This window comes from Natranaeroarchaeum sulfidigenes, from assembly GCF_017094485.1.
Taxonomy (GTDB): Archaea; Halobacteriota; Halobacteria; order Halobacteriales; family Natronoarchaeaceae; genus Natranaeroarchaeum; species Natranaeroarchaeum sulfidigenes.
The window spans coordinates 1,494,551-1,505,868 of record NZ_CP064786.1 but is presented as its reverse complement, the minus strand read 5'-3'; the positions used below and the strand labels follow the sequence as shown (position 1 = coordinate 1,505,868).

Annotated in this window: 10 protein-coding genes; 9 read left to right on the top strand and 1 reads right to left on the bottom strand. The window is 54.9% G+C overall.

The annotated features are described in order from the left end of the window. The first annotated feature begins 313 nt into the window (after window positions 1-313). The 3 genes from AArcS_RS07950 to AArcS_RS07940 are packed head-to-tail and all read left to right on the top strand — an operon-like array spanning window position 314 to window position 3,590. On the top strand, window positions 314-775 hold the full coding sequence (locus AArcS_RS07950; RefSeq protein ID WP_238479949.1) for a DUF6884 domain-containing protein: 462 nt from the start codon (window positions 314-316) through the stop codon (window positions 773-775). A gap of 14 nt (window positions 776-789) precedes the next feature. Next, window positions 790-2,031 (top strand): tRNA-guanine transglycosylase, encoded by a 1,242-nt coding sequence (locus AArcS_RS07945; protein WP_238479948.1) that lies wholly within the window; start codon window positions 790-792, stop codon window positions 2,029-2,031. Beyond that, window positions 2,031-3,590 (top strand): ATP-binding protein, encoded by a 1,560-nt coding sequence (locus AArcS_RS07940; protein ID WP_238479947.1) that lies wholly within the window; start codon window positions 2,031-2,033, stop codon window positions 3,588-3,590. Before AArcS_RS07945 ends, AArcS_RS07940 begins: the two co-directional genes overlap by 1 nt. Window positions 3,591-3,612: 22 nt before the next feature. Here AArcS_RS07940 and AArcS_RS07935 read toward each other — a convergent pair whose 3' ends face one another. Beyond that, window positions 3,613-5,619, bottom strand: a complete 2,007-nt coding sequence (locus AArcS_RS07935; RefSeq protein ID WP_238479946.1) for a DUF5591 domain-containing protein — start codon at window positions 5,617-5,619, stop codon at window positions 3,613-3,615. Window positions 5,620-6,509: 890 nt separating this feature from the next. Between AArcS_RS07935 and AArcS_RS16050 the strand changes: the two genes are divergently transcribed. From AArcS_RS16050 to AArcS_RS07905, 6 genes are all read left to right on the top strand, one after another. Continuing rightward, window positions 6,510-7,091: a DUF8112 family protein gene (locus AArcS_RS16050; RefSeq protein ID WP_510627376.1), complete on the top strand. Its 582-nt coding sequence runs from the start codon at window positions 6,510-6,512 to the stop codon at window positions 7,089-7,091. A 2-nt stretch (window positions 7,092-7,093) separates the two neighbouring features. Next, complete coding sequence (locus AArcS_RS07925; RefSeq protein ID WP_238479944.1) at window positions 7,094-8,062, top strand: hypothetical protein; 969 nt, start codon at window positions 7,094-7,096, stop codon at window positions 8,060-8,062. Then, window positions 8,059-8,379, top strand: a complete 321-nt coding sequence (locus tag AArcS_RS07920; protein WP_238479943.1) for a hypothetical protein — start codon at window positions 8,059-8,061, stop codon at window positions 8,377-8,379. Before AArcS_RS07925 ends, AArcS_RS07920 begins: the two co-directional genes overlap by 4 nt. Further along, window positions 8,360-9,202 (top strand): DUF8168 family protein, encoded by an 843-nt coding sequence (locus AArcS_RS07915; RefSeq protein WP_238479942.1) that lies wholly within the window; start codon window positions 8,360-8,362, stop codon window positions 9,200-9,202. Before AArcS_RS07920 ends, AArcS_RS07915 begins: the two co-directional genes overlap by 20 nt. Before the next feature lie 456 nt (window positions 9,203-9,658). Further along, window positions 9,659-10,642, top strand: coding sequence for a hypothetical protein (locus tag AArcS_RS07910; RefSeq protein WP_238479941.1), 984 nt, complete (start codon window positions 9,659-9,661; stop codon window positions 10,640-10,642). Further along, a complete protein-coding gene (locus AArcS_RS07905) occupies window positions 10,642-11,310 on the top strand; it encodes a 3'-5' exonuclease family protein (protein ID WP_238479940.1) in 669 nt (222 codons plus the stop codon). The genes AArcS_RS07910 and AArcS_RS07905 overlap by 1 nt, the downstream gene beginning before the upstream one ends. Window positions 11,311-11,318: the final 8 nt, after the last annotated feature.

The window sequence follows — 11,318 nt, the reverse complement described above, 5'->3', positions numbered from 1 at the left end:
TCCTTGGTGTATCCATAGTAATTGACTATAGCCGTGGGCTTAGTAACCATCTTGTATTAATCATTTCTCTGTGCACGTGTGCCATGTTCTCCTTATGGTTGACGGATTCCAATTCTGATATCACGATAGGCTCACCACTGGTTTGACGTTCTACAAGCCACGTCTGAGTACATAAATGTGAAACTAGGGGTTTTGAGAATTAACCCAGGACGACTATTTTTGTAGATGACCGCTTGTCTTACTTCCAGCTTTTGTCTGCACCTATCAAGAGCCGGTAGTAAGTTTAATGCACCTGTGATCGCAACTGGTGTGTATGTCGTCACTATTGGTACAGGCCTGTTCTAAATCGAAAAATGAGCCGGGGGAGGCAATCCCTGCACTCGAACTCTACTCGGGATATTTCTTCAATATTATCAAAAAATCTATGAGAGAAGAGTTATTCGACGAGGAGATGGACATCTGTATACTATCCGCAGAACACGGACTTATCGAATCTGACACCAAGATTGAATGGTACGATAACCGAATGAATGCGGAAAGAGCCGTTGAGTTGGCCCCGAGAGTTCAAACTCAACTTCGTGAGACTGTCTCTGAAACGTATGACGAAGTCATAATCAACGTCGGTGGTACGTATCGACTGGCCCTTGAAGGTATATCCGACGCCGTAGATGCAAAAGTGTACTACATCGAGGGAGAAGGTATTGGTCACAAAGGACACATCCTCAAACGTGTCGTTCGAGGCGAACGAGAACCGCTAACCGAGGCACCCATTTGAGCATCCAAGCAATAATGTCGAGAACAATCACCGAGAACACTTTCAACTTCGAGGTCAATGCGACAGCAGGCGATGCTCGAACTGGGACACTTCACGTCAACGGAACCAGGCTCAAAACCCCAAACCTGTTCCCAGTCATGAATTTCTATGCCGGCGGAACAGAAAACAGCGTCTATGGTGGCGGCGTTCACCGGACAATGAAGGAGTTTATGATTGGCGCGGAAAGAGTGAGCGTCGACCCACTCACGAATTACTTCGATGCGACTATGATGTCTGTCTCTTCACTTACGGACTACAACCTCACTCGAAAAAGGTTTGAAGCCTACTTAGATACGCCAATCAAGGAAAGAGAACTCTTCGAACCGTTTGAGGGAACCGTCTTCGCTGACTCTGGCGGGTTCAAGTTCCTGAACAATGCTGAGATTGACGGAAGCGACTTTGAGGAAGATATGGATCAAAGAACGGTCTACCAGATCCAGAAACAACTCGGGAGCGATATCATTGTCAACCTCGATCATCCTATTGCCCCTGATGACTCCCACCAAGAACGTGTCAAGAAAGCTGAGCGGACAGCCGAGAATATTCACACTTTCCTCTCGCTGACGCGTGATTTCGATGGTGCTCAATATCTCACTCTTCACGGGTACAACTACTCAATGATGAACGAGTACCTGGATGTAATTACGGATAGCGTTCCGCAAGGCGTGCTTCACGAGGGGTTCGATGGAATTGCCCTCGGGAGCCTCGTGCCAAAAAAAGACGATCGTGGTGCCCTGATTCAGGCAGTCACGGACTGTCGAGAAGTGATGGCCGAGTGGGGAATGGAAGACTGGCCGCTCCACGTTTTGGGTATTTCAAGTAGAGCCATTCCGATTCTGGCTGCTCTCGGGGCTGATTCATTCGATTCGAGTACACACATACACAATGCAATCAACGGTAAGTACAGTCATTCGTTGATGGATCATAGTCCGATCAAAGAAGCCGACTTTTCGAAGTGCGACTGCCCGGTTTGTCAGTCGGATCACCTTGTCAATTGGATGCGAGGCAATACAGAATATAAAAAAGATATTCTTGGTCCTGTTGCGATGCACAACCTAATCGTTCAGAAACGAGAATTAGCAGACATCCGCAATCGTATTCAACAGGGTGGGGAGGACGCCCTCGTCGATTATTTCGAAGAGACATTTGGTCGAGACAGAACAATGCGGCAGTTTGCTCATCAGGTCGTCAATCAATCACTCGGAGGGTATTTTTAATGAAAAAATCACCAAAAGTCAACGAAGTCAACGAGTTTCTCGAAATTGCAAGCGACTTCGAGGATCCGCTTGAGGTCATCCGCGAATCGCTCTCGAACTCGTATGACGCAGGCGCATCGGAAGTCAAAATCAGCATTCGCAACCAGCCCGAGGGATCGGACATTATAATCGAAGACGATGGGCACGGGATGAACGAGCGGGACCTAGAATCGTTTTTCGACCTGGGTAATTCCCGAAAGACCGATTCGATTGGATACAAGGGTCACGGAACGAAAATCTTCTACAAGAGCGATCATATCGAGGTTACAACAGTCCGTGATGGAAAAAGCTACCGTGCAGTGATGGAGGAACCCTGGGAAAAACTCAATCGGAAGGAACTCCCGAAGTATGAACTGACGAAACACTCCGTTCGCAGCGGTAATTCCCAGACAAAGATCAAAATCACAAACTTCCGGTCCGGGAAAGGGTTCAACGCCGAGGAACTTACGTACAATAAGATCCATCACTACCTGAAATGGAAGACGATCGCCGGGTCACTTGCCCACAAGTTCGGTGAGTTTCAGCGGGAAATGGACATCATCGTCGAACTCGACGAAGACATCGATGATACGAGGGATAAACTCGTCACCACAAATCGGTTAGAACTCCCAGAGGAACAAGAAGAGCCCGGAGACGGAAGATTCCCAGCCGAGCGAATGTGCAAACACTATCCGGCAGAAGAAATCGATGTCGAGTACGATGGAGGAGAGACAACGGTCCAGATCGTCGGCATGGTCGGTGGGAAGAAGGCACGTAATGAACTGCCAACGTACGGAAAGCACTCTTCACAGTTCGGGGTCTGGTTAGCGAAGGACCACATCAAAGTAGAGCGACACAACGAGGCAATCTCTCACGACAACGAATATATCCACTTCTTCTTCGTTGCAAATTGCCAAGATATCGAATTATCAGCGAACAGGGAGACGATCCGGAACAAGTCTAGTTCAGTTTATCAAGCAGTCACGGAAGAGATTGAATACTACCTTTCCAAAGTGATGCAGGACCCCTGGTTCAAAGAGGAGTACCTTCAGACACGTAAAGAGGGTAAACACCGGCGTCGGATGGCCAACCAACAGTCGTCACTCAAAGAGCGACGGGAACGCATCGAAGCGGATGGGTTCAATCCAGCCAACAGCTCCGAAGTACTGCTCGGACTCGAGCGAGCGGTAAATGGAAACGCGTCGCTTACACTCTCTGTCGAAGACTTCCAGCCGGACGCTGATGTGCATGCCATCGTTAGACACGCCGGACGGCTCCGGAACGCTGCAGTCCATCCAACACTGACAGGTCTTCTCAACGAGGAAGTTCCTTTGGAGAACGTCGACCTTGCGGTATGTTGGACTCAAGGTGACCCGGCTGAACTCAAAGAGTATGAACGAAATGGATATATCGGCGGTGAACTCTCCGTACAACTCGAGAACGGAGCACTCGTCTATCGGGATGGAGAGAACCACTACACCGAAGTTATCGAGGTGAAACCGTTACTCGAATCCAAAGTCAGTGCCACTGCCGACGACTAATCGTCTAATCAAACAGTTGCTATCATACTTCGTCCATCTCACTTTCCATTTGACCGTTCAACATCCCAAGCAATTCTTGAATATTGTTGTTCCTGAAGAATTCCGTTAGCTGGAGTGCTTCCGGATCACGAGGGAGGACAACACCACGGCCGTAGGTATCGAAGGCATCCGAGATTACTTGCCGGTAGGTTTTACTGGTGACGTATCCGATAATTTCGTCAAATTGGTCACCGTACTTCTCAAGATATTGTTCAACACGGTCAGTGACGAGTTCAATCTGTTGTGTATCCTCTTTCGCAAGAACATAGTCATACTCCAGTACTGGCTGTTCACGTTCGTATTCCTCTGGTACCGGCCCGTACATACCAGAGACAGTTACCTTGTGAATCCTGTCCGCTTGGTGACCCAGCTTGTCGAATAGGACCGAATGCGTTCGAGATTTCGAATAGGGCTTTTGCTGACTACATGGGATAAGAAGGAGTACCTCTTTGTTGGCTGGTGGGTCATATGAACGAGATAGGATGTCGAAATCAGTCGGGCTATGTTTGAGCGAGATTCGACGGGTTTCGGTTGCTTCGTCGACTCCTGCACCCCACTGAGAGAGCTTTGATTGATCGCTCGTCAGAGTCGAACCTGGAAGCAGGTCGTATGCCTCCCGGGACTGAACATCTTTCCGAAGTTCTTTGTCGCGGAGTTGAGCTTCTTTGAGTCCGCGTTTGATGTCATTGTGTTCCCTAGCAAATCCGATGACGTAGTTGAGGAGTCGACCCTCACGAATCGCGTCGCGGACGCGCCCGAGTTCTTCATTGTATACCTCGAAATTATGCCGAGCTAAAAGCGCGTAGTAGTCGCTCTTTATGAACTCTCCGTTGGCCTTCCGCTCTTGCCGTTCGTCGTAGGTCAGATCCGTGTTCAGCTCCTCTACCAGTGTTTCATAATCGACACCATCCGAGCCGCAAAGGAGGCAGTTCGTAAGATCGCAGGGATAGCTACCATCCGGCTTGAGGTGGTTTTGAAGATCGTCGAGAGTGTGATTTGCCCACGTCTCTGGGTGGAGATACTTCTTATATCGCGCGGTTTGCATGTGTGTCGAACAGTCGAACGAGTCAACACCGAGAAGAGACAGTAGTCCCACTTGCTTCCCACCGACACCGAAAACGTGAAGTCCAATTTCATCTGCACGCGCTTCCGGAATCGCGTCCTTTGCTCCCTGAACGATGTCGACTAGGACGTCTATACTATCTCGCAGGGGTACAAGAGAGCCGATAGCGAATCCCTCAAACGAGCTGTCGATGTCCACCTCGTCAACACGGTCGAGAAAATTACCAACATACCAGTTAATCGTCTCGTAGTCGTGACCGTGCAGTGCGATATAGACGCTCGGTTCGTCGCCAGCTGCTTTCCGCTCTCGAAGCCTTTCCGCCGCACGACTGTTTATCTCGAAGTTTTCCTCGAGAAGGTCGGGATTGTCAATGATCCGGAGGCACTCGACGGCACTATCGATACTCCGGTTCATACGTTCGATTTTTTCCGACTCTTTGAGATTCGGTGGGATCGGATAATCGAGCGTCGCAACGATATCGGCACCAAAGTCTAGTTGGAGCCCCAAGATACTCTTTGGATCCGTGTAAAGCCCCCACTCATTCGGCACGCCGCCTTTCTCAGGTGCCTCACCGAAAGTGTCTGAATTCATCAGCTTGAAACCACCTGAGTCGATGAAGACGGGTGCGTTCAAGTCGTCAAACCGCTCGTGAAACGTCTCTTCTCTCCAAAAATCATTCAGATTGTTTGGGGATACCCCATAGTCAGTGAAACTCATCGCCTGAAACATGATTCCCTGAAGATGATCCTTATCGATGAGTTTCTCACGCATACGACGCCAGACGCCGCCGGACTTCTCCGTCGTACCCCCAATCATATTGACCACAGGGAACAGCACTGGCGTTTCTACGGGTCCATGCGTGACATCTAATTCGCCGAGACGCCCGTAACCATCATCGCCAACTGTCTTTACCCGAAACGACGCCATTGAATCACTGCCGAATACTATAGCGTACCAGATAGACCCTTCGTTATCTATACTGGCCCAATGACGGAGAGAGTATAATTAGCTAACACCCATCCCCAGGAGATTGTTGATACTGCTGAGCAGTCGCTGGGAAGAAAGGCGGCGAGCGCAAACTTGCGACAGTAGATGCCACCATATTGATGTGTCTCAAGAGGCAAGGCGACACAGTATCTTAGTGCATTTCAGCTCCGGCGAGGATTATATCGAACACTCTCTAGTAGGAGATTGTTGATACAGTCTCCTCGGGCGATTAGAACAGGAAGCGCAATCTGACTGCCTAATGGCGGACTTTATGTTCCCATACTCCAGTTCAGAATCGCAAGAAGGCTCTCCATAAATAATGTACCATATATGAGCACCGCGATTTTTATAATCTCTCATACCATTGAGAGTTCAAAGAAGCATCAAAACTATTCTTCTCCAGAAGAATTTAATTCCCACAACTTTGCGTTCCCAACCTTTTGAGAGGTGAGATCCTTACATTCCTCCAATTCAGTAAGTTTAGCGTGAGCAGTCCTATAGGCGCAACCAACTTCATCAGCAACTTCTTGGGTACCCGCTGAGCCTCCTAACGCTTTGAGAGCAGACAGAAAGTTCTCCGGAGTATATCGCTCAGTGTATTTCCCTGTCTGCTGATCTCGGTCTTTGGGCATTACTCTGTCCATTGCACCTACCTGTAGAAGGGATTTAATCTCTTTTGTCCAATGCATCCTAATGCAATGGTAAGGTATTTACCAATGCAGCCTAATGCATTGGATAGGGAGACCCGACCCAACGGGAGATCCAGTGTAAAGGATCCCCGCGTGGTGGAGCACGCGGGTGGGGCTTCCTGACAATCCGAGGTAAGCCCAATGGAACACTCAGTCACAGACCGACAAGAAAGCACGGATAGGAAGATCATTGAAGATATATATCAATTAAAGAAGATTTCGCTCGGGGAAGGGGCCGCGGCTTGCGAAGTCTGCGGCGCGAAACTCCGGGAAGGCGACGTGTGCGTTGCGTTCGCCTTCCGGCCGGCCGACCAACCGGCCTTCGAGATCGGGCACGTAAAATGCAGTGAGTGTCGACACGAACCCTCAGAATACTTCACACTCGGCGTGCGCGAGATCGTGCTTGACGGCCGGATCGGCACGTGCAGTGACCAGGCAACCCAATCCTCGTGGCCAGTACTGCTGGCGCCACGACCGCGCGCTGTGAGTCCGGCAGCGGCGACGACAGTCTACCCACTGCCAGGGGTCGCGTGGTTCCGGAGAGCGATCGCACAGAGCGACAGATACGTTGCCGCAGACTGCACACCGAACCGAAAACCATGGCAACGAGCGGTGGTGCGAGCTGACACCACGAACGAATGCGCGACCGATCGATCAGGGAAGGCGGGAAGCGACGACACAACCGGGCCACACCCACTTGATGGCCCGGGAGGTGCGCAGTAACAATGGCAGAGGACACGCAGACGTTCGACACGTCGCACCTCGATATCGATGTCGACATCCCACGAGACATCGATGAAATGTCGCTCCCGGACATCTACGTCGGGCTCGATATCGACCTGCTGGCGCCGGGCGACGGGATCGTCACGGACCGACATCACGCCTCAGCCGACCGCTACGAGGCGGACGACCCACAGAATCAGATCGCGGGCCAGATCTCGCCGTTCACCCTTTCGGGCTGGCTGCGCCATGGCTGTGAACGAGTCCTCCAGGAAGCGGGCGCGACGGCATGCCATCCGGGCAACGCAAGCGCGGACTACATGCTCAAAGACGTGTACGAACGCGATCTCGATGCGGGCTATCACGAGAAAGGCAGCTGTGTCGAAGACGACGATGCGGGCTGTGTCATTCATGACCTGTTCGGCGGGTTCAACGACCGCGCTGGCAGGGTGATCCGCCACCCGGTCCGCTTTTCGCCGATTCGACGCCAAGTGGACGTGACGAAGGGCGAAGCGGAAGCCCACTATAGACAACTGAACACCCAGGTGCGCTCGCGCAATGCCGAAGACGACGGCCAGCCGCTGCGGCAGGCAACGCGTGATGTGGTGGGGAATCTCGTCGGCACCTGGCGACTGACGCTGCGGGAGGTGAAACCTGAATATGTCGGCCTGCTCGTCGAGGCGATCGACTATCTGGATGCTCACAGCGATGAATTCGACATGCAACTTGGTGGCGCGCGCAACTTCGGCGCTGGCGTCGTTGATACCGAGATCGTAAACCCGCTGTACACGGACGCGGAACTCCGTCGTGTCTACAATCGTGCGCAGGCCGCGACGAGCGGGATGGACACCAAAGACGAGGTCTGGCGCGAGCAGTGCCGTGACGAGTTCGTCCGCGCGCTGCAAGCGCGAACGGCTGCTCGTGATGGTGACCTGCCGATGCCTGCTACACGTACCGGGGGTGAGTCGGCGTGACTGACGGGCACTCCGGGGCCAACGATGACGACACGACCGACGCTGATGAAGAGTTCGACGAGCTCGCCGAGCCTGTGGACACGATCATGCCGGTCGGGAACGGATCGAATGAAACGGCCGCCGCGGACGACGAGCAAGACGAAGGGGCCGACCCATCGACAGAGCAAGATGAATTAGATGAATTGGATGAATCGGATGAATTGAATGAATTAGATGAATTAGCCCCACCGGTCTCGGAGATCATGCCGGTCGGGAGCCGGGAGAAGGCGGCCGACGAATCGGAGCCGTCGGACACTGATGGAGGGACGGATGACTGACTCGACGGGGACTGGTCGTGCGTCGGCCGCAAGCAAGACTGAGACGGATGTGCCGCCGATGCTGGCGGTGTATCGCCACGATGTCCACAAACTGCGTGGCCGGTCGCATACGGCGGCTCGTGAGCAGTTCGCGGGCGTGCGAGTGAACGAACCGGTGCCGCTGGGGGCGGATCGAGCTGCCGCGCTGCTGAGCCGCCCGGATGAGGACCCCGAACAGACACTGGCTGCGTACGCGGCGCCGTGGCGGGTGTCGCTGCTAACTGGCGACGTGGTGTTGACGGGGTCGCTGGACGCGGATGGTCGTGGGGCGGCCATGCGAGAGTTAGTCCGGCAAGAGGATCCGGTGGCGATGCACGACGCGTGGCTGTCGTCGGCTGTGGCGGCGCTGTTCAACGAATCGCCGTATTACCCGTATACGTCGCTGAAATACCATACGCTGCTGACCGCAGCACTGCTCGATACCTACCGGGCAGGCGCCGACTTCCAGGAGCTGTTCCTGGCGGTCGAGGAGCCAACCGAGTCGGTGACGCCACACCGGACAGTGCTGTCAACACCCGATCTGCAGCTGTGCATTACGAGCGAGCCTGGGGACCGGCCGGCGGCGCGGCTTGGCAACACCCCGACACAGTGCTTTGCCGACGTGTGGAATCGCCTCCCGGAGCACCCGTTCGATGTGGATGGCGAGCGACGCTGGCGAATCCTGGATGCGCAACTGCGTCGGATCCGGTCGTGGTCCGTAGCGCTGCAGTATATCGAAGCGTACGGTGGCCGCTTCAACCCAGGCGGTGGGGGTCGTGGCGGTGGCGCTGGGGGTGGGAGGTGATGCCGGCGGGCTGGGGGTGGGCTGGGGGTTGGGTGGCTGTCGTGGTCGGGTCGTGGGACGCCGTGAGGTATCGTCGGTGGTCGTGGTGGGGCACCGGCGATGCCAGGCGGTGGCTGCTCGTGTGGCAGGTTGTGGTGGGCGTGCCATTGCGAGCGCCAGTCAGAGGAAACCGATGAGTAGTGGCCGAGGGCGATCGTCGGGATGTGTGGTGGCGTCCCGGCGGCCCTGGGCAGCCGATCGCTACGTGGTGGGGAGTGCGTGCGGGGGATCGCTGTGTCGTCGTGTTTGGCTCGATACTCTGGGGGTGCAGCGACCACTGGTAATCGGGCGTGTCCCTGGGCGAGAAACACGCGACATGTGGTGTGGTGGGTGCCAGTGGTGGGATAGCCGTGGCGGCTTTCGACGTGGTGGGCCGGGGCTGTGCAGAACGTGGAGTGGAAACAGAGGGGTAGCTGAATGACGCGTATCCAACAGCTGTTATTCGAACTGGACGGATCGTATCTTGGCCACCCGTATTTCGTGACGGGCAACGCGCTGTACAACGCAGTTGCACGACGCGTTGACGGGCGGACCCGACGGGCAGTGAACGTAAGTCACGGCGTGTTCGTCCCGGGTGAGTACGGGGAGTATCCGGGTGTGCATTCGCAGTCAGGGTATGCTGGCAAACTCGGCCAGTCGCTGCCCGCGGTCGAAACGTACGATGATCTGTTCGTGTTTCGAGATGCAGCTCACCGGTGGCTACTGGAGTCACGCCCGCGTGATGCGCACAACACGCTCGACATCGAGCGTCACGGTAACCGGCTGGCGTTCGCGCCGGCGTGTTACTTCGGGAAACCGCCGGAGCAGCGAAATTCGAAGCGGTCACTGCAGTGGTTTCTGCACTGCTATCTCCATACGGATCGCGCCAGGGACGATGTCTTGCCACTCGCGGCGGACGTGCTTGACGGGCTCCGGGTTGGCGGTGCACGCAACTACGGGTTCGGCGAGCTGTCGCTGGCTGACTCGCAGGTCATCGATCTCGATGCGCTCGATTACGGCCGGCTCATGGATACCGAGGCGGACGCGTATGTGCTTGAGCTTGTTTCCCCGTACGTCCTGTCGAGTGAGTGTCCCGATGCGGATTCCCAGTCGGTGCCGTGGTGGTGGGCAACGAGGTCGCCACCCGACGAGTCCGAATCAGGGGCGACGGCTGGGTGGTGTGCTGATGGGTTGCGCCGGCGAGAAACACGGCTCGTCGACGGTGACGAGAGATACCGCGTGGCGACGGTCGATCACGGGCAAGTGGTCGGGTATGCCGGTGATGACGTGCTGGCGACGGCGAAGAATGGCGTGACGCGTGTTGGGACGCACGCAAAATACGGCTTCGGTGAGCTCCGGGTTCGGCCGGCACGTGAGGATCGTGTGCCCGAGCGTGGCGAGATTGGTGGGGGTGATTCGTGATGGTGTTAGAGCAAGTGGCGTTTGATATCGAGACGACCGGGTTCGACGCGGATGATGAGTTGACGGTTGCGGGTTTTGCGCTCCCGTTGGGGGTTCGCGTGTTCCTCCGCACTGATGGTCGCACTGTCGATGGTGTTGAGGCCGCGGTTCAGGAGCAGGTCGAGTGTCATGTGCGCCTGTCGACGCACGCGTCTGAGCGAGCGTTATTAGAGGCCGTCGGGGAATTTTCGCGTGACCGGTTGGCTGATGATGACGTGTTGCTCGTGGCGTTTAATGGTGAGACGTGGCGATCAGGGTTTGATCTGCCGTTCCTACGGACGCGGCTCACGCACTACGACGTAACCTGGCCGTTTGGTGACGTTCCGTACGCGGATTTGCTTCCGGTCATCTCGAAGCGATTCAACACGACAGTTGGTGAGGAGGAGTGCCGTGATCTTGTCGGCGTGTATGATATGCTATGTGGTGGCGCGGATGGCGCGTTGGATCCGTTCGAGGAAAGCAGTGAAGCTGTCGCAGCGTTCGAGGCTGGGGAGTTCACCCCGCTCGTGTTGCACAACGTCGCGGATGTGCTGCGGACGCGAGCACTCGGTGGGCTCGCCGAACAGTACTGCTCGAAATCTGAGTTCAATGTAAAATCGTTGACTGCAACGACGCAGGAGTACGGGTGATCGGGACG